The sequence below is a fragment of the Citrobacter sp. Cm038 genome, from assembly GCF_030333105.1.
In the GTDB taxonomy this organism is placed as follows: Bacteria; Pseudomonadota; Gammaproteobacteria; order Enterobacterales; family Enterobacteriaceae; genus Citrobacter; species Citrobacter murliniae.
This window is the reverse complement of the sequence record NZ_JAOWGO010000025.1, coordinates 182,030-200,627: the sequence shown is the minus strand read 5'-3', so window position 1 is coordinate 200,627 and position 18,598 is coordinate 182,030. Positions and strand designations below refer to the sequence as shown.

Sequence of the window (18,598 nt, the reverse complement as noted above, 5' to 3'; positions counted from 1 at the left end):
TAGTATTAGGCGCGCGATACTGATCGCATACTCTACTCATCAGGGGAAATATGGAAACACGACGCGACGAGCGTATTGGTCAATTGCTGCAGGCACTGAAACGCAGCGATAAATTACACCTTAAAGAAGCCGCGACGCTGTTGGGCGTATCTGAGATGACCATCCGTCGCGATCTGAACAATAACAATGCCCCTATGGTATTGCTTGGGGGTTATATTGTTCTGGAACCCCGCAGCGCCAGCCACTACCTAATCAGCGACCAAAAATCCCGCCTGGTGGATGAAAAACGGCGCGCCGCGCAGCAGGCTGCAAGCCTCGTTCAGGCGCATCAGACAATTTTTTTTGACTGCGGTACAACTACGCCGTGGATCATCGAAGCGATAGATAATGAACTGCCCTTCACAGCTATCTGTTACTCGCTGAATACGTTTCTGGCACTACAGGAAAAACCACAGTGTCGCGTCATCCTGTGTGGGGGTGAATTCCATGCCAGCAATGCGATTTTCAAACCACTCGATTTCCAGGAAACACTGAATAACCTGTGCCCGGATATTGCCTTTTACTCCGCCGCTGGCGTTCATATTGACAAGGGCGCGACCTGTTTTAACCTGGAAGAGTTACCGGTTAAACATTGGGCGATGTCGATGGCGCAATATCACGTTCTGGTGGTAGATCACAGTAAATTTGGCAAGGTGCGTCCCGCACGGATGGGAGAATTAAAACGCTTTAATACCATCATCAGTGATAACCGTCCTGACGATGAATTTGTTAATTACGCTAAAGCACAGCATATTAAGCTGATGTATTGATGGGGTTTGCCGGACAGCGATAACGCCATCCGGCAATGACTGAAATTAAGAGAACCAGCCACCAAACCACTGGTGGAACTTCATCATCACAAAGTCCCACATCCGGCTAAAGAATCCGCCCTCTTCAACCGCTTCCATCACCATCAACGGACGCTGTTCAATAGATTTCCCGTTAAGCTGGAAGTCGATAGTTCCGACAACCTGGCCTTTCTTCAACGGAGCGGTTAATTGCGGTTCAGTCAGAGTAAAGCTGGCCTTCAGGTTTTTAAGCTGACCACGTGGGATAGTCACAGATCCGCCTTCTCCAGCCCCCAGATTGACTTCACTCTTATCACCAAACCAGACGCGCTGGGTCACGAAAGTTGCATCCGGCTTGATCGGTGTAACGGTTTCAAAGAAACGAAAGCCCCACGTGAGCAGTTTTTCTGACTCATTGAAACGAATACGATCGGTTTTCGCCCCTAACACCACGGAGATCAGGCGCATATCACCTTGCGTCGCGGAGGCCACCAGGTTATATCCCGCACCTGTAGTGGTACCCGTTTTCATACCATCAACATTCAGGTTGGTGCTCCACAACAGGCGGTTGCGGTTCGGTTGACGAATTTTATTGAAGGTAAACTCTTTCTCTTTATGGATGGCGTACTCTTCTGGCACATCGTGGATTAACGCTTTGCCCAGCAACGCCATATCACGCGCGGTACTGAACTGCCCTGGCGCATCCAGACCATGTACCGTCTGGAAAGTGGTGTTGGTCAGTCCCAGTTTTTGCGCGTAACCGTTCATCAAACCAATAAAGGATTCCTGACTACCGGCCACGTAATCTGCCAGAGCGATACAGGCATCATTACCGGACTGGATGATAATGCCTTTATTCAGATCGGACACCGCTACCTGATCGCCAGGCTTCAGGAACATCACCGAAGATCCACGCAGGGCCGGGTTGCCCGTCGCCCAGGCATCTTTCCCCACGGTCACCATGTCAGTCAGGTTAATTTTCCCCGCCTTCAGCGCCTGACCAACCACATAGCTGGTCATAATTTTAGTCAGACTGGCTGGGTCCAGTTTCTCGTCAGCATTGCCTTCCGCCAGAACCTTGCCGCTGGCGTAATCCATTAAGATCCACGCCCGCGCATCCACGCTCGGCGGGGCCGTTGGTTGCTCCACCGCCTGTGCGGTTGGTGCAAAAAGGAATAAGAGTGCTGAACCTGCAGCCAGGCTGCGAAGGGAAGAGAAGTATTGCGTCATAAATGCCACCCGAGTATCCATTCCAAAAAACCACGTCATAACACACCGTGTTTACACAAACTGCATCGGCCCAACCAACGCAGAAGAGGCCTGATGGATGACGTGTAAAATAAGTGCGGTGAGTAATAACGCACTAACGAGCTTAAAGAAACCGTAAGTTGGTAAAGTTTTTAAAGTTTATGCAATAACATTGCGCTGCGCTGCCCCCATCACGATTTTTTTACACCTTGTTGCGTAAATATTAGGTTTACCCCACCATGTGAACCTGTCAGATGCCGAATGCAGACATAAAGCTGCTCAATTAATTTGCGGAGTTACTATGATTACACTGTGGGGTCGAAATAACTCGACCAACGTAAAGAAAGTGTTGTGGACGCTCGAAGAACTGGAACTACCGTATACCCAAATCCTGGCGGGCGGGCAGCATGGCATTAACCACGATGCGGACTATCTGGCAATGAATCCCAACGGCCTGGTTCCGCTACTGCGCGATGATGAAACCGACGTATTACTGTGGGAATCCAACACCATTGTCCGCTATCTGGCTGCCCAGTACGGGCAAAAGCGTTTGTGGATTGATGCTCCGGCAAAGCGCGCTGAAGGCGAAAAATGGATGGACTGGGCTAACCAGACGTTGAGTCCTGCACACCGGGTGATTTTATTCGGTCTGGTCAGAACACCGGCTGAACAACGTGACCAGGCAGCCATCGACGCAGGGGCGAAGGTTTGCGATAACCTGTTTAGCATTCTTGACGACGCGCTGGCAAACCAACCATGGTTCTCCGGGGCTGAATTTGGTACCGGCGATATTGCCGTCGCACCGTTCATCTATAACCTGTTTAACGTCGGCCTGAGCTGGACCCACCGACCTCATCTTGAACGCTGGTATCAGCAGCTCACCGAGCGTCCGGCATTCCAGAAAGTGGTCATGATCCCAGTCAGCTAATAGCGTCAATGATGCAATGTTCAGGGACTCACCTTAAGTAATTCCCCGTCGGACTCGTCGGTTAACACATATAAATAACCGTCTGGTCCGACACGCACATCACGGATCCGTTGCCCCCTTTCCCGCAAAATGCGTCCGTCCTCCGTCACGTTATTCCCGTTGACGCTTAACACGATCACGTCCTGTTCTTTCAACGCGCCAATAAACAGTTTCTGCTGCCACTGCGGGAAGGTATCGCGGTTATAAAAGGCCATTCCGCTGACTGCTGGAGATTTTTCCCAGTAAAAGACGGGTTGTTCAGTACCGTCGACTATTTCGCCCTGTGATTCCGGAATTTTAAAACCACTGTAGTTAACACCCCAGGTCGCTATCGGCCAGCCATAGTTTTTACCTTTTTCGGGGACATTAATTTCATCGCCTCCGCGTGGACCATGCTCATTTAACCACAACACCTCACTCCAGGGATTCATCGCCATGCCCTGCGGATTACGAATGCCGTACGACCAAATTTCAGGACGAGCACCAGCCTGATTCACAAAGGGATTGTCTGACGGAATTTTGCCCTGCTCGGTCAGACGCACAACCTTGCCTTGCAACTTATCCAGATCCTGAGCGGTAGAACGCTGATTATTCTCTCCCAGTCCAATAAACAGATAACCTTTGCCATCAAACACCATGCGTCCGCCAAAATGGTTTCCGGTTGAGAGTTTAGGCATTTGGCGAAAAATCGCCTTGAATCCCTCCAGATGCTTGAGGTCATCACTCAGTCGTCCGTAGCCTACGGCTGTCCCTGCTTTCCCTTCATGGTTGGCTTCAGCATAACTGAGCCAAACCCGCCGGGAGTGTTCAAAATCCGGCGCTAACACCACGTCGAGTAATCCTCCCTGGCCATTTACCCAAACCTTTGGCACACCGGTCAGCGGATCTGAAAGCCCCTTACCGGCTTGCCAGAGTCGAAGTTGTCCTCCCCGAAGCGTAATGAGTATGCCGCGATTATCAGGTAAAAAAGCAAGTGACCAGGGATGGTCAAGTTTGGTTTGCAACACTTCAACCTTCACAGCAGACAGTTCAGCACCGGCAAAAGGGGAAAGTAACGCAAACGAGGCAACACAGAGAAAGAGTCGACGCATAACACCTCCTTAATGGCTCTGCATAAAGCGTAGCCAGCAGGAGGAGATATCCTGCTACTTTTACATAATATTAACGAAAAGGGGGAGCACCCTCCCCCTGGTTCAGACGTGTTCCAATGTTGAGTAGCTCTGCAAGCTTTGGATACTCAGCGTCAGCGTTGTCAGGCAGTTTTCAAGTTTCTCTGCGTTAACAGCAATAAAATTTGGACAGTCATGATGTCCACTCATAAGACAAACAGCGGCGGCGGCTAACGCCCCTTCAGCACGATGAAGGGCATTCCACTCTTCCTGATCAAGATGCATACCGTGGAGCTGTGATTGATCGTGTAGTTCGCGATTCAGTGCAAAAAAACCATCACGCAGACGATCGTTCTCGCTGACTGACATGTAGCCTTTCGCCTTCCTCAACAACAGATAAGCGGCGAGGTCGATGCGGGCGTTTATCAACTTGTTGAGAAGGTCGGTTCTCAGTCTGTCAACAACCATACTTTGTTCCTCCTCTTTCCAACCATAGTGCAACTTAATAGTATGGTTGTTTTTTGAACAAATTGATGCTCTATATCAATAAACCCTAATTGATTAACATAATTTACAATGTTACAACCTGTAGCTGCGGACAGAGTCGTTGTGCTCACGGAGAGACAACCTCCCTCAGATCTCTGACTTACCGGTCATTTTTTGCTATACCTGTGGGATTACTGCGCGACGCTTAGCATGAGGGGACTATGTCAAAAGCAAATGATGCAGAAAAAATACGCACGCTATCAAAGATAGACCTCAATCTGCTGACGATTTTCTGTTTGATCTATAGCGTAGGCAGTATCAGCAGGGTCGCTGACATGCTGAATATTTCGCCCTCTGCCGTCAGCCAATCATTAAGGAAGCTACGCGAATTAATGGGGGATAACTTATTTGTCCGCAGCGGCAATGCTCTGTTGCCGACAGTCTATTCCGACGAGCTTTATGACAATACGATCCCAATTATCGACAAACTCTCACTGCTGATGCCACATTCGTCCCCGGCAACAAAAAAAAGACTCACTCTGTACACTGAATCTTTTATTTCTCCGATCGTTATTCCCGATGTCACAGCCAAAATAATCAACACTGACGCTGATATTAGCCTCCTGCATCTTACCGCCGATTTAAATGAGCAAAGCATTATTGAGTTGTTAAACATGCGGCAGGCGGATGTTGTTTTTTCAACCTTTTCGGTTGAATCAGGGGGGATCTCCTGCCAAAAAATATGTGATATGCGCCTGGTACTGGCCGCTTCACAGAATAATACGTTGTATGAGAATTCGATTAGTGAAGAAATGTTCCGACGCGCAAATCTCGTCGGCTATAACACAAAAAATGAAAAGATTATTTACCACAGAAGCATCGTTGATAAGAAATTCAGAACTGGAGAGCGCTGCCTGCTCACCTCTTCTTTTACAGCAATACTCACCATTGTATCTAATACACAATGTGTAGGCGTGATCCCGGAAAAAGTATTTAACACTCACGCAAAACTTTACGGGTTAAAAAAAATAAACACACCATTCCCGTTACCGCAATTTAGTATTTATGCTTCATCGCGTAAAGAAACCAGTACCCATAAGATACTGGCTCCCATTCTGGCTGAATTACAAGCGCCTCCCGGTCCTGAAAACCTGGAAGGGCACCTGTAGTCATTAAAGGTTAAACGTGTATTTTGGTAATACGCCAGATGTTATCAGCATATTCCTGTACCGTTCTGTCTGAAGAAAAGTAACCCATATTGGCAATATTATGCAGCGTTTTTGTCGTCCATTCACGAGGATTACAATACAAATCGTCCACCGCATCCTGGCAATCTACATAGCTACGATAATCCGCTAAAACCTGATAATGGTCGCCAAAGTTAATCAACGAATCCAGTATATTCTGATATCGCCCTAGTTCCTGTGGACTGAACATGCCAGTACCTATTTGAGTCAGTACCTGGTGCAGCTCAATATCGTTCTCAAAAATAGCTCTGGGGCTATAACCGCTTTGTCGTAAGGCTTCTACTTCTTGTGCCGTATTCCCAAAGATAAAGATGTTATCTTCGCCGACATACTCCCGCATCTCAATGTTCGCCCCGTCCAGCGTACCGATTGTTAACGCGCCATTAAGCCCAAACTTCATGTTACTGGTCCCGGAAGCTTCAGTACCGGCCAACGAAATCTGTTCAGACAGATCTGCGGCCGGAATGATCAATTGCGCCAGACTGACGCTGTAATCCGGTATAAACACCACTTTCAACCTGCCACCAATTTGCGGATCGTTATTGACCCGCTGCGCCACATCGTTAATTAAGCGAATAATTTGTTTCGCCATGTAGTACGACGAAGCGGCTTTTCCCGCAAAAATATTCACACGAGGTACCCAATTGGCATCCGGCGCAGCTTTAATGCGGTTATAACGGGTGATGATGTGGAGCACATTCAGTAATTGCCGCTTGTACTCGTGGATACGCTTTACTTGCACGTCAAACAAAGCATCAGGATTCACTACCACACCAAATTGTGTGGCAATGTAGTGTGCCAACCGCTGTTTATTTTCCCGCTTCGCCCGATGCACCGCCTCATTCACGGACGGATAATCGATGTACTGCTTCAATTCGCCAAGCTGAATAAGTTTGGTACGCCAGGTATGACCAATATGCTCATCCAGCACGCTGGCAAGTGGAGGATTCGCCAGGGCCAGCCAACGCCTGGCCGTAACACCATTAGTCACATTAGTAAAACGCATAGGGAAAATACGTGCGAAATCAGCAAACAAGGATTCCGTCATCAGTTTTGAATGCAATGCCGACACGCCATTGACTTTATGGCTGACAACTACAGCCAGCCAGGCCATACGCACCACGCGACCATTAGATTCATCAATCAGCGATACACGTTTTAGTAACTCACTATTATCGTGATATTTATCGCTCACCGATTTCAGGAACCGCTCGTTAATTTCAAAAATAATCTTTAAATGACGAGGCAGGAGTCTGCTCAGCATCTCCACCGGCCATGTCTCCAGCGCTTCGCTCATCAGGGTATGATTGGTATAGGAAAAGATCTGACAGGTCACATCAAACGCATCTTCCCAGCAAAACTGATGCTGATCGATCAATAAACGCATCAGTTCAGGGATCGCCAGTACCGGATGAGTATCATTAAGATGGATTGCGATTTTATCTGCCAGATTATGGTAGGTTTTGTGCAACTGATAATGACGACTCAGAATATCCTGAACTGTTGCGGACGCCAGGAAATAAGCCTGTCGTAAGCGTAATTCACGGCCAGCATCGGTAGAGTCGTCCGGGTATAGCACCCGCGAGATCCTCTCAAAGTGGTATTTGTTTTCCACTTCAATAGAAAAATCATCATTCAGATTCAGTTTGCCAGAATTAACCTCGCTGTTAACCTGCACATTCCACAAGCGTAATGTATTTGTGGTGTCTGTCGCGTAGCCGGGCACAATTTGATCGTGCGCCACAGCCAGAATATCCTCGGTTTCAATCCACCTGGTTTTATTCCCTTCCTGCTGAATGCGACCACCGAAACGCACTTTATAATGCGTATTATGTCGTTTGAATTCCCACGGATTCCCGTATTCCAGCCAATAGTCCAGAGACTCTTTTTGTACTCCATTTACGATATTTTGTTTGAACATACCGTAATTATAACGAATACCATATCCGCATCCAGGCAGCCCAAGCGTCGCCAGCGAATCGAGGAAACAGGCAGCCAGACGTCCGAGACCGCCATTACCTAACCCAGGGTCATTTTCTTCATCGATCAGTTCTTCCAGATCCAGCCCCATAGCTTCAAGCGCGCAGTTCACTTCATCGTACAGGCCTAAAGAAAGCAACGCGTTGGAAAGAGTACGTCCAATCAGAAATTCCATCGATAAATAGTAAACCTGGCGGGCATCCTGAGAAAACTGGGCCCGGTTAGAGCGGTGCCAGCGTTCGACCATTCGATCGCGCACGGCGTATAACGTTGCATTTAGCCACTCCCGTTTTGTCGCGATTGCGGGATCCTTACCAATCGTAAATAAGAGTTTATTCGCAATATCATCTCTAAGTTTATCAACATCAGAATCTGCAGCGACCGGAAGTGGCGAAATATACATATCAACATTACCTTTCAGAATATTGTAGGATGGGACATCGACAGGCGAATTATTTAAAGCTCAGGTTTTCGAGTTTTACTTTTTTGCAGGATAACTTCGTGGCGAGTAATAAAACTTAATTCTGCCATTAAAATACGCCAGGTTAGACCTGTCGCGAGAGAGATATAATATAAACTCACGCCATTAGCATAAAGTGTTTTAGCCATTTCAAGTTTGGCCTGCAAAACAATATCTTTCAAATTTAACCTCATTGATAACGCTCGACGGAATAAAATTTACGCCAATGCGTTTCTATAGCCAAGAAGTAGCACTTAAAGCCGGAATTAGACTCTCTAAACACCTTTCACCAGCAGATATTCTATTAATTCCCCTTTATTCTGTTCGTCTTCTCGCTATCAGATATAGATGTAGCGTGAAGGCATCTGTATAATCCCCCGATTACGAGCAATGTACAGTATAAGAAAATGGCAAAAATTGGTTTTATATCACTAGGTTGTCCGAAAAACCTCGTCGATTCCGAACGCATCCTGACTGAGCTTCGTACTGAAGGTTATGATGTTGTACCGAGCTACGACGACGCGGATATGGTTATCGTTAACACCTGCGGCTTTATCGACAGTGCGGTACAAGAGTCACTGGAAGTGATTGGCGAAGCGCTGAACGAAAACGGCAAGGTGATTGTCACCGGCTGTCTGGGCGCGAAAGTCGATCAGATCCGTGAAGTTCACCCGAAGGTGCTGGAAATCACCGGGCCACATAGCTACGAACAGGTTCTTGAGCATGTTCACCACTATGTGCCAAAGCCGAAGCATAACCCCTTCCAGAGCCTGGTACCTGAGCAGGGCGTCAAACTGACACCGCGTCACTACGCCTATCTGAAAATATCAGAAGGCTGTAACCACCGCTGCACATTCTGCATTATTCCATCTATGCGTGGTGATCTGGTGAGCCGTCCGATCGGCGACGTACTCAGCGAAGCTAAACGCCTGGTTGATGCCGGTGTGAAAGAGATCCTGGTAATCTCCCAGGATACTTCTGCTTACGGCGTGGATGTGAAGCATCGCACTGGTTTTCATAACGGCGAACCAGTAAAAACCAGCATGGTTGACCTGTGTGAGCAACTGTCAAAACTGGGTATCTGGACCCGTTTGCATTATGTCTACCCGTACCCGCACGTTGACGACGTAATTCCACTGATGGCGGAAGGTAAAATCCTGCCGTATCTGGACATCCCACTGCAGCATGCCAGCCCGCGTATTCTCAAGCTGATGAAGCGACCTGGCTCTGTGGACAGACAATTAGCGCGTATTAAACAATGGCGTGAAATCTGCCCTGAGCTGACTCTGCGATCGACATTCATCGTCGGCTTCCCGGGTGAAACAGAAGAAGACTTCCAGATGCTGCTCGACTTCCTGAAAGAAGCTCGCCTGGATCGCGTTGGTTGCTTTAAGTACAGCCCGGTTGAGGGTGCTGGCGCAAATGATCTGCCGGATCAAATCCCGGAAGAGGTGAAGGAAGAGCGCTGGAACCGCTTTATGCAACTTCAGCAGCAGATCTCTGCTGAACGTTTGCAGGAAAAAGTAGGTCGCGAAATTATGGTCATCGTTGATGAAGTTGACGAAGAAGGCGCCATTGGCCGTAGCATGGCAGACGCACCTGAAATCGACGGCGCGGTGTACATGAATGGGGAAACCGACGTGAAACCAGGCGATATCATCCGCGTGAAAGTTGAAAACGCAGACGAATACGATCTGTGGGGCTCCCGCGTCTAAACACACGTAACAGAACCGTAGGCCGGATAAGCCATTTATGCTGACATCTGGCAATGCCTGATAGCGATGCTAAAGCATCTTATCAGGCCTACGGTTTATCCCTTTATCTTAGGGTCCAGCGCGTCGCGCAGGCCATCTCCCAACATATTAAACGCCAGTACCGTCAGGAATATAGCTACTGCCGGGAAAATCGCCACGTGCGGCGCGATCACCATATCTGCCCGCGCTTCGTTAAGCATAGCCCCCCACTCCGGCGTTGGCGGCTGAGCACCTAACCCAAGAAATGACAAACTCGCGGCTGAAATAATCGATGTCCCGATACGCATGGTAAAAAAGACCACAATCGAGGAGACGGTTCCCGGCAGAATATGGTTGAAGATGATAGTTGTATCGCTGGCGCCGATGCTACGCGCCGACTCAATAAACGTCTGTTGCTTAAGTACCAGCGTATTCCCTCGCACCAGACGGGCGAAGGCCGGAATGGAGAAGACTGCAACAGCAATGATGACGTTAGCAATGCCACTTCCCAGCACCGCCACCACCGCAATTGCCAGCAAAATACCAGGAAAGGCGAACAGCACATCGCAGATGCGCATAATCAGCCGATCCCACCAGCCTTCGTAATAGCCCGCCACCAGTCCCAATACCGTCCCTATCGCCGCGCCAATAAAGACGGCAAAGACTCCCGCAGCCAGCGAGATTTGCGCACCGACCAACACGCGGCTGAAAATATCTCTACCCAATGAATCGACGCCAAACCAGTGCATCATCGACGGGCCGTCATTCAGACGGTCATAATCGAAGTAATTCTCGGCATCAAACGGCGTCAGCCAGCGGGCAAATATCGCGACCAGGATCAAGGCCAGCACAAATATCCCGGCGATCATCGCCACGTGCTGGCGACGAAAACGACGCCAGAACTCATGCCATGGCGTACGGATCTGTTCAGGCTTCACGAGGGGCATCGCATTTAAAATCGCCTGCCGGCGCCAGTTAAAAAATCGCATCCTTACTTGTACCTGATAGCGGGATTAATGGCGGCATAGAGCACATCCACCACTAAGTTAATAAGAATAAACTCCAGAGAAAATAACAGAACCTCGGCCTGAATCACCGGATAGTCTCGCATTTCAACAGAGTCTACCAACAATCGCCCAAGCCCGGGCCAGTTGAACACTTTCTCAACCACAATTGAGCCACCAAGCAAAAAACCGAACTGCAATCCCATCATCGTAACGACCGGAATCATTGCGTTTCGCAGACCGTGTTTTAACACCACCCAGGTTTCACTTACCCCTTTCGCACGAGCAGTGCGCATGTAATCTTCGCTAAGCACATCGACAAACGAGGCACGGGTAAAACGTGCAAGCACCGCCGCCACCGCTGCACCGAGAGTGATGGAAGGCAGGATATAATGCAGCCAGGTGTCTGCGCCAACGGTCGGTAACCAGCCCAGCTCAACGGAGAATATCTGCATCAACAGCATACCAAGCGCAAAGGCCGGGAAAGATATCCCCGTTACCGCCAGCGCCATGCTCACCCTGTCCGGCCAACGGTTGCGCCATACGGCGGCGATGATCCCCGCCGTCATACCAAATAAAACCGCCCACGCCATACTGGCGATCGTCAGCCACAGGGACGGCATAAAGCGGCTGGCAATCTCTTCAGCCACCGGCCGACGGGAGACCATTGATGTCCCGAAATCGCCCTGCAAAACGTTAGTGATGTAATGCCAGAACTGAACATGCAGCGGCTGGTCCAGACCCAACTGCTGGCGCACCAGTTCAATAACCTCAGCGTCGGCCTCCGGCCCGGCAATCAGTCGGGCAGGGTCGCCTGGCAGCAGGTGGACAAATAAAAACACCAGCACCGCGACAATCAACAGGGTTGGAATTAGCCCCAGCAGGCGCTTGAAAACATAGTTAAGCATCAGACTCCCTTCGGCGGCCCCCGTTATTCAGGGGCCAAATGAATAGCTTATTGCAAATCCGCATCATCAAAACTAAATCCGGTATCCGGCATAATCCAGAATCCGGTCAAATTTGTACTGTGCGCAGAGATCAGTTTTTCCACCACTAACGGGATCCACGGCGACTCTTTCCAGATGATATCTTGCGCGTCTTTGTACAACTGCGCTTTTTGCGCCGGATCGTTGGTCTGCAATGCTGCCGATAAATCGCTGTCCACCTGCTTGTTACTGTAGAACGCCGTATTAAACAAGGTTGGCGGCCAGTTTTGTGAAGCAAACAGCGGCGACAGCGCCCAGTCAGCCTCGCCCGTAGACGCTGACCAGCCGGTGTAGAACATCCGCACCCCACTCTCTTTCTGCGCCTTCCCTTCAACTTCGGCGGCTCGCTGTCCGGCATCCATCGCCGTGACCTGTGCTTTAATGCCCACCTGCGCTAACTGCTGCTGCGTAAATTGCAGAACTTTCTGCGCGGTGCTGTGGTTATGCGACGACCACAGTGTGGTGGTAAACCCGTTGGGATAACCCGCCTCTTTTAACAATTCACGTGCCTTTGCCGGATCGTAAGGCCACGGCGTATAGCTTTGTGCGTAGGCAATCGCCGGAGGAAGAACACCTGTCGCTGGCGTCGCGTAACCGGCAAAAGCTACTTTCACCAGCGCCTGACGGTTGATGGCATAATTCAGCGCCTCGCGCACCTTCGGGTTGTCGAACGGTTTTTGCGTGACGTTCATACTGATATAACGCTGCATTATTGACGGGCTGGCAACCAGTTGCAGATTTTTGTTCTTCGCCAGTAACGCAGCCTGCTCGTAAGGGATCGGGAAAGCAAACTGGGCTTCACCCGTCTGCAACATTGCCGCACGGGTATTGTTGTCCGTTACCGGACGCCAGGTAATCGTATCAAGCTTTGGCAATCCCTGCTGCCAGTAGCCTGGGAACTTCTTCACCTTAACAAAATCGGTCTGATTCCAGGTATCCAGTTGATAAGGGCCGGTACCAACAGGATGGAAACCAATATCCTTGCCGTACTTTTCCAGTGCTGCTGGTGAAATCATCGCCGTTGCCGGATGCGCCAGGATATTGATAAATGCAGAGAACGGTTGTTTTAGCGTGAACTTCACCGTAGACGGATCGACGGCCTCGGTTTTATCAATATTCTTATACAAATTGTAGCGTTTAAGATGGTTTTCCGGATTACTGGCTCGATCAAGGTTGGCTTTTACCGCTGCGGCATTGAAGTCGGTCCCATCCTGAAACTTCACGCCCTGGCGCAGTTTGACGAGGTACGTCAGGCCATCGGCGGAAACGGTGTAGCTTTCCGCCAGCACGTTTTTCAGTTTCATCTCTTTATCAAGACCGAACAATCCCTGATAAAACGACTTCGCCACCGCCTGTGACAGCGTATCGTTCGCATCATACGGATCGAGCGTAGTGAAATTAGACCCTACCGCCACCACCACATCTTTGGCAGCCCAGGAAGGAGACGCAGCCAGTGCAGAGGCTACCCCCAGAGCAACCAGCCATTTTCGAGCAACAATTTTTGTCATGTTATTCTCCTGAACCCTGCCTGCCTGTTATAAACGCGAAAGCGCATTATCCGCTTGCGAACGCGCAACATAATGCCCCGGCCCAACTAACTGGAGTGAGACGGGGAAGATTTCTTCACCGCGTTTGCGGATATTGCTGGGGATATCATCCGACAGCAGTACGCGCTGCGGCCGGTGATGAGATGGGTCGGCGACTGGTACTGCCGACATCAATTTTCGGGTATAGGGATGTTGAGGATTTTCAAACACCGCCCGCCGGGTCCCAATTTCTACAATTTGTCCCAGATACATCACTGCCACACGGTGACTGATACGCTCTACTACCGCCATATCGTGAGAAATAAACAGGTATGCAATACCCATTTCGCGCTGCAGGTCGAGCAACAGGTTGATAATCTGTCCACGAATTGAGACATCCAGTGCGGAAACAGACTCATCGGCGATAATCACTTTCGGATTCAGCGCCAGCGCCCGGGCAATGCAAATACGCTGACGCTGCCCGCCCGAAAATTCATGCGGATAACGCCAGGCATGCTCAGGAAGCAACCCAACACGCTCCAGCAACCATGCCACGCGTTTTGCCGCTGCATCGCCTTGCAGTAAACCATGAACCCGCAGCGGTTCCAGAATCGAATATCCCACCGTCTGGCGAGGATCCAGTGATGCATAAGGGTCCTGGAAGATAAATTGTATATCCCGGCGCAGCGGCTGCAGCTTGCTGGCCGCCAGCGTATCAATACGTTGGCCGTTGAACGTTATCTCCCCACGCTGGGACTCCACCAGACGCAACAACGCGCGCCCGGTGGTGGACTTACCGCAGCCTGACTCCCCAACCAGCGATAGCGTTTCACCGGGCCAGAGATCAAAGCTGACGTTTTCTACTGCATGAACTTCGCGAGTTACGCGATTAAGAATGCCGCTACGCAATGGAAAACGCGTCACCAGATTGCGTACCCGCAAAATCGGCTCCCCCTCAACCACGGTGTCCTGTTCAGTCTCTGGTTCAATATGGTCAGGATCATGCAGGGAAATAAGCGGAAACCGACGCGGAAGGTCATGCCCGCTCATCGCTCCAAGCTGCGGTACGGCTGCCAGAAGCGCTTTAGTGTAGGGATGTTGGGGGGCGTGAAAAATCTGTTCAACGCTGCCGGTTTCTACAGCTTCCCCCTGATACATTACCAGCACACGATCGGCTATATCGGCAACAACCCCCATATCGTGGGTGATAAATATCACCCCCATGGACATATCCTGCTGTAACACTTTAATCAGCTGAAGGATCTGTGACTGAATAGTGACATCCAGCGCAGTTGTCGGCTCATCAGCAATCAATACCGCAGGACGGCAAGAGAGCGCCATCGCAATCATCACCCGCTGACGCATGCCGCCGGAAAGCTGATGCGGGTAGCGCGATAAAATGGCCCTCGACTCGGGAATACGCACCTGGTCGAGCATTCGTTTGGCCTCCGCCATCGCATCTTCACGATTTGCGCCCTGATGTAAGCGAATAGACTCGGCAATCTGTTCGCCAACGGTAAACACCGGGTTGAGTGACGTCATCGGCTCCTGGAAGATCATCGCGATATCCGCACCGCGTACATGACGCATCTGCGAGGCGCTTTGTTCACCGAGCTCAATTACCTGTCGGTTACGTCGCCGAAGCAGCATCTCATCGCAACTTACTTCACCGCCCGCCTGTTCTATCAGACGCATTAGTGACAAAGCAGTTACTGATTTCCCTGAACCGGATTCGCCAACAATCGCCAGCGTTTCTCCACGCTTCAGGCGAAATGACAGATTACGCACCGCGCTGATACGTTGCTGCTCCTGCTCAAAGGCAATATTCAGGTTGCTGACCGCCAGCACATCGCTGACATCAAGCTCATCACTGTGTGGCAACGGTATCTCCTTTCTCCCGGTAAATACCGGTAGTTGGCGTATCGCCGGCATATCCCCATGCACGGTACATGCCTTCACTATTAAACGGTAAAGCGACGTTACCTTCATGATCGACGGCGATTAGCCCACCGCTGCCGCCCAACGCCGGTAATTTCTCCATCACCACGCGTTCGCACGCCTCTGATAAGCTCAGACCGCCATAATCCATCAGCGCCGCAATGTCATAAGCAGCCAGCGCACGAATAAATACTTCGCCAGTTCCCGTACAGGAGACAGCAACACTGGCATTATTGGCATAACACCCCGCACCGACCAGCGGACTGTCACCGACGCGCCCCGGCAATTTGTTGGTCATACCACCCGTTGATGTCGCAGCAGCCAGATTGCCGTACTGATCCAGCGCTACCGCACCGACGGTCCCCATTTTATTGCGTTCGTCCAATGGCGAACCACTATGATCAAGTATCGTCTCATCCTCCGCACGCGCCGCCACAAGCTGTGCAAAACGCTCTGGTGTAGAGAAAATATCGGCAGCAACGCGCGTCATTCCCTGCGCAATGGCAAAATTTTCCGCCCCTTCCCCCACCATCATGACATGCGGACTGTGCTCCATCACCAGACGAGCAGCAAGGATCGGGTTTCGCAGGTGGCTAACCCCGGCAACAGCTCCCGCCTTCAGCGTATTACCGTCCATAACGCAAGCATCCAGCTCATGGGTTTCATCACGGGTAAACACCGCACCAATTCCGGCATTGAACAGAGGGCACTCTTCAAGCAGGCGTACGGCTTCGGTGACGACATCCAGCGCGTTTTGACCCGCTTCAAGCATCCGTTGCCCCACCTCAACGATATCTGACAGCGCCTGTATATAACGTAACTCCTGCTCCTGACTCAGTTGTGAGCGGGTTATTGCGCCAGCACCACCGTGAATTGCAATGACTGCTTTGCTCATTTTTATCGTCCATTAAGGTGGCTGGTATCGGGGTTATAAATATCAGAAATTCTGTGAGTTATTGATTCGATTTTTGAATATAGAAAGATGCAGACGTCATGTAAAGATAAAGCCCCGCACCTAAGACTGAGGTGGCATACTGTCGACGCCTGTTTTCTGACATAATGGCCAGATTCGATTTTGCCTCGCAGGAGTCTTCTCATGGAATTTACCACCGGACTGATGCCGCTCGAAACGGCACTCACTCAGATGCTGTCGTCTATTACCCCACTCACCGCAGTCGAAACGTTGCCCCTGGTTCAATGCTTCGGTCGTATTCTGGCAACTGACGTAGTCTCCCCTTGTGATGTACCGGGATTTGATAACTCGGCAATGGACGGCTACGCGGTACGTGTAGAGGATCTACAATCCGGTCAGCCGCTCACTGTTGCAGGTAAAGCCTTTGCCGGTCAGCCTTACCATGGTGAATGGCCAGCGGGAACCTGCATTCGTATTATGACTGGCGCACCGGTTCCTGCCGGTTGTGAAGCGGTGGTGATGCAGGAACAAACCGAACAAACTGACGGCGGCATCCGTTTTACTGCGGATGTCCGCACCGGGCAAAATATCCGTCGGCGCGGCGAAGATATTTCCAACGGCGCTGTTGTCTTTCCCGCAGGAACTCGCCTGACGACGGCTGAACTCCCCGTGCTGGCATCGCTGGGTATAGCTGAGGTCCAGGTGGTTCGCAAAGTGCGCGTAGCACTCTTCTCCACCGGTGATGAATTGCAGTTGCCAGGCCAACCGCTGGGCGACGGACAAATTTATGACACCAACCGCCTGACCGTGCATCTCATGCTGCAACAGTTGGGCTGCGAAGTAATCAACTTAGGCATTATCCGCGACGATCCAAATGCGTTACGCGCGGCGTTTATCGAAGCTGACAGCCAGGCCGACGTGGTTATCAGTTCCGGCGGTGTTTCTGTGGGTGAAGCAGACTACACCAAAACCATACTGGAAGAACTGGGAGAGATCGCGTTCTGGAAGCTGGCGATCAAGCCAGGCAAGCCATTTGCTTTCGGTAAACTAAGCAATAGCTGGTTTTGCGGCCTGCCGGGCAACCCGGTTTCTGCAGCCCTCACCTTCTATCAACTGGTGCAGCCACTTTTAGCGAAACTCAGTGGTAATACGGCCAGCGGGCTTCCACCTCGCCAGCGCGTGCGCACCGCATCACGCCTGAAAAAAACACCAGGGCGCCTGGATTTCCAACGCGGAGTATTGCAGCGCACGGCAGAGGGCGAACTGGAGGTCACCACCACCGGTCATCAGGGCTCGCATATTTTTAGCTCCTTCAGCCAGGGTAACTGTTTTATTGTACTGGAGCGCGACCGCGGTAACGTGGAGGCCGGAGAGTGGGTAGAGGTCGAACCGTTTAACGCACTGTTTGGAGGCTTGTAATGGCAGAACTCAGCGACCAGGAGATGATGCGCTATAACCGGCAAATCATCCTGCGCGGCTTTGATTTTGAAGGTCAGGAAGCGCTTAAAGAGGCGCGGGTACTGGTCGTTGGTCTGGGAGGACTTGGTTGTGCTGCTACCCAGTACCTGGCGGGTGCGGGTATCGGGCATTTGACCCTGCTCGACTTTGATACCGTTTCAGTTTCTAACCTCCAGCGCCAGACGCTTCACAGCGATGCTACGGTAGGGATGCCAAAAGTAGAGTCTGCTCGAGACGCACTGGCGCGGATCAATCCACATATTACGATTACGCCAATCAATGCGCTGCTGGATGATGCCGCTATTCATACGCTAATTGCTGAGCATGATCTGGTGCTGGATTGTACCGATAATGTCGCGGTGCGTAATCAGCTAAATGCCGCCTGTTTTGCCACTAAGATTCCACTTGTGTCCGGTGCGGCAATTCGCATGGAAGGGCAAATCAGCGTATTTACCTGGCAGGACGGAGAGCCCTGCTATCGCTGCCTGAGCCGACTGTTTGGCGAAAACGCCTTAACCTGCGTGGAAGCCGGGGTGATGTCTCCGCTAATTGGCGTGATCGGTTCATTGCAGGCAATGGAAGCAATTAAGTTACTGGCAAACTACGGTAAACCAGCGACAGGAAAGATCGTGATGTACGATGCAATGACCTGCCAGTTTCGCGAAATGAAGCTAATGCGTAACCCAGGCTGCGAGGTGTGCGGGCAGTAATATGTA

The 18,598-nt window shown here is 50.7% G+C and carries 16 protein-coding genes; 6 read left to right on the top strand and 10 right to left on the bottom strand.

Annotation, left to right across the window (positions count from 1 at the left end; translation table 11 throughout):
• The first annotated feature begins 50 nt into the window (after positions 1-50).
• Positions 51-809 carry a DNA-binding transcriptional repressor DeoR gene (gene deoR / locus OGY01_RS20480; RefSeq protein ID WP_286493589.1) on the top strand — a complete coding sequence of 253 codons (759 nt, stop codon included), beginning with the start codon at positions 51-53 and terminating at the stop codon, positions 807-809.
• Between the two features lie 45 nt (positions 810-854).
• Here deoR and dacC read toward each other — a convergent pair whose 3' ends face one another.
• A complete protein-coding gene (gene dacC, locus OGY01_RS20475) occupies positions 855-2,057 on the bottom strand; it encodes a serine-type D-Ala-D-Ala carboxypeptidase (RefSeq protein WP_048222747.1) in 1,203 nt (400 codons plus the stop codon).
• 319 nt (positions 2,058-2,376) lie between these two features.
• On the opposite strand from dacC, the gene OGY01_RS20470 reads away from it, so the two are divergent.
• On the top strand, positions 2,377-3,003 hold the full coding sequence (locus OGY01_RS20470) for a glutathione S-transferase family protein (RefSeq protein WP_045441218.1): 627 nt from the start codon (positions 2,377-2,379) through the stop codon (positions 3,001-3,003).
• A 20-nt stretch (positions 3,004-3,023) separates the two neighbouring features.
• Here the strand turns inward: OGY01_RS20470 and OGY01_RS20465 are convergent, their stop codons facing one another.
• Positions 3,024-4,133 carry a PQQ-dependent sugar dehydrogenase gene (locus OGY01_RS20465; RefSeq protein WP_286493588.1) on the bottom strand — a complete coding sequence of 370 codons (1,110 nt, stop codon included), beginning with the start codon at positions 4,131-4,133 and terminating at the stop codon, positions 3,024-3,026.
• Positions 4,134-4,235: 102 nt separating this feature from the next.
• Complete coding sequence (gene bssR / locus OGY01_RS20460) at positions 4,236-4,619, bottom strand: biofilm formation regulator BssR (RefSeq protein ID WP_045441216.1); 384 nt, start codon at positions 4,617-4,619, stop codon at positions 4,236-4,238.
• Between the two features lie 239 nt (positions 4,620-4,858).
• On the opposite strand from bssR, the gene OGY01_RS20455 reads away from it, so the two are divergent.
• On the top strand, positions 4,859-5,806 hold the full coding sequence (locus tag OGY01_RS20455; protein WP_045441215.1) for a LysR family transcriptional regulator: 948 nt from the start codon (positions 4,859-4,861) through the stop codon (positions 5,804-5,806).
• A gap of 10 nt (positions 5,807-5,816) precedes the next feature.
• On the opposite strand, the gene glgP is transcribed toward OGY01_RS20455, so the two are convergent.
• Both glgP and OGY01_RS20445 read right to left on the bottom strand, forming a co-directional pair.
• Entirely contained in the window at positions 5,817-8,267 is a 2,451-nt protein-coding gene (gene glgP, locus OGY01_RS20450) for a glycogen phosphorylase (RefSeq protein ID WP_286493587.1), read from the bottom strand.
• Positions 8,268-8,320: 53 nt separating this feature from the next.
• Positions 8,321-8,506: a glycine cleavage system protein T gene (locus OGY01_RS20445; RefSeq protein ID WP_231593081.1), complete on the bottom strand. Its 186-nt coding sequence runs from the start codon at positions 8,504-8,506 to the stop codon at positions 8,321-8,323.
• A gap of 225 nt (positions 8,507-8,731) precedes the next feature.
• Here OGY01_RS20445 and rimO point away from each other — a divergent pair, with 225 nt between their 5' ends.
• Entirely contained in the window at positions 8,732-10,039 is a 1,308-nt protein-coding gene (gene rimO, locus OGY01_RS20440; protein WP_286493585.1) for a 30S ribosomal protein S12 methylthiotransferase RimO, read from the top strand.
• Positions 10,040-10,134: 95 nt separating this feature from the next.
• On the opposite strand, the gene gsiD is transcribed toward rimO, so the two are convergent.
• Genes gsiD through iaaA form a run of 5 tightly spaced genes read right to left on the bottom strand, consistent with a single transcriptional unit; the run spans position 10,135 to position 16,406 of the window.
• A complete protein-coding gene (gene gsiD, locus OGY01_RS20435; RefSeq protein WP_048221783.1) occupies positions 10,135-11,046 on the bottom strand; it encodes a glutathione ABC transporter permease GsiD in 912 nt (303 codons plus the stop codon).
• Positions 11,047-11,048: 2 nt separating this feature from the next.
• On the bottom strand, positions 11,049-11,969 hold the full coding sequence (gene gsiC / locus OGY01_RS20430) for a glutathione ABC transporter permease GsiC (protein WP_045441210.1): 921 nt from the start codon (positions 11,967-11,969) through the stop codon (positions 11,049-11,051).
• Positions 11,970-12,016: 47 nt separating this feature from the next.
• A complete protein-coding gene (gene gsiB, locus OGY01_RS20425; RefSeq protein ID WP_286493584.1) occupies positions 12,017-13,555 on the bottom strand; it encodes a glutathione ABC transporter substrate-binding protein GsiB in 1,539 nt (512 codons plus the stop codon).
• A 27-nt stretch (positions 13,556-13,582) separates the two neighbouring features.
• Positions 13,583-15,454, bottom strand: a complete 1,872-nt coding sequence (gsiA, locus tag OGY01_RS20420; protein ID WP_048221784.1) for a glutathione ABC transporter ATP-binding protein GsiA — start codon at positions 15,452-15,454, stop codon at positions 13,583-13,585.
• Positions 15,441-16,406: a beta-aspartyl-peptidase gene (gene iaaA / locus OGY01_RS20415; RefSeq protein ID WP_286493583.1), complete on the bottom strand. Its 966-nt coding sequence runs from the start codon at positions 16,404-16,406 to the stop codon at positions 15,441-15,443. The genes gsiA and iaaA overlap by 14 nt, the downstream gene beginning before the upstream one ends.
• 201 nt (positions 16,407-16,607) lie before the next feature.
• Here iaaA and moeA point away from each other — a divergent pair, with 201 nt between their 5' ends.
• Entirely contained in the window at positions 16,608-17,843 is a 1,236-nt protein-coding gene (moeA, locus tag OGY01_RS20410; protein WP_045441206.1) for a molybdopterin molybdotransferase MoeA, read from the top strand.
• Entirely contained in the window at positions 17,843-18,592 is a 750-nt protein-coding gene (gene moeB, locus OGY01_RS20405; RefSeq protein WP_225760691.1) for a molybdopterin-synthase adenylyltransferase MoeB, read from the top strand. Before moeA ends, moeB begins: the two co-directional genes overlap by 1 nt.
• Positions 18,593-18,598 lie beyond the last annotated feature (6 nt).

Coding starts and splice junctions, on each gene's coding strand:
- glgP (WP_286493587.1), bottom strand. CDS start 8,267: ATGTATATTTCGCCACTTCCGGTCGCTGCAGATTCTGATGTTGATAAA.
- OGY01_RS20455 (WP_045441215.1), top strand. CDS start 4,859: ATGTCAAAAGCAAATGATGCAGAAAAAATACGCACGCTATCAAAGATA.
- iaaA (WP_286493583.1), bottom strand. CDS start 16,406: ATGAGCAAAGCAGTCATTGCAATTCACGGTGGTGCTGGCGCAATAACC.
- bssR (WP_045441216.1), bottom strand. CDS start 4,619: ATGGTTGTTGACAGACTGAGAACCGACCTTCTCAACAAGTTGATAAAC.
- rimO (WP_286493585.1), top strand. CDS start 8,732: ATGGCAAAAATTGGTTTTATATCACTAGGTTGTCCGAAAAACCTCGTC.
- OGY01_RS20465 (WP_286493588.1), bottom strand. CDS start 4,133: ATGCGTCGACTCTTTCTCTGTGTTGCCTCGTTTGCGTTACTTTCCCCT.
- gsiB (WP_286493584.1), bottom strand. CDS start 13,555: ATGACAAAAATTGTTGCTCGAAAATGGCTGGTTGCTCTGGGGGTAGCC.
- moeB (WP_225760691.1), top strand. CDS start 17,843: ATGGCAGAACTCAGCGACCAGGAGATGATGCGCTATAACCGGCAAATC.
- gsiC (WP_045441210.1), bottom strand. CDS start 11,969: ATGCTTAACTATGTTTTCAAGCGCCTGCTGGGGCTAATTCCAACCCTG.
- moeA (WP_045441206.1), top strand. CDS start 16,608: ATGGAATTTACCACCGGACTGATGCCGCTCGAAACGGCACTCACTCAG.
- OGY01_RS20470 (WP_045441218.1), top strand. CDS start 2,377: ATGATTACACTGTGGGGTCGAAATAACTCGACCAACGTAAAGAAAGTG.
- gsiD (WP_048221783.1), bottom strand. CDS start 11,046: ATGCGATTTTTTAACTGGCGCCGGCAGGCGATTTTAAATGCGATGCCC.
- dacC (WP_048222747.1), bottom strand. CDS start 2,057: ATGACGCAATACTTCTCTTCCCTTCGCAGCCTGGCTGCAGGTTCAGCA.
- deoR (WP_286493589.1), top strand. CDS start 51: ATGGAAACACGACGCGACGAGCGTATTGGTCAATTGCTGCAGGCACTG.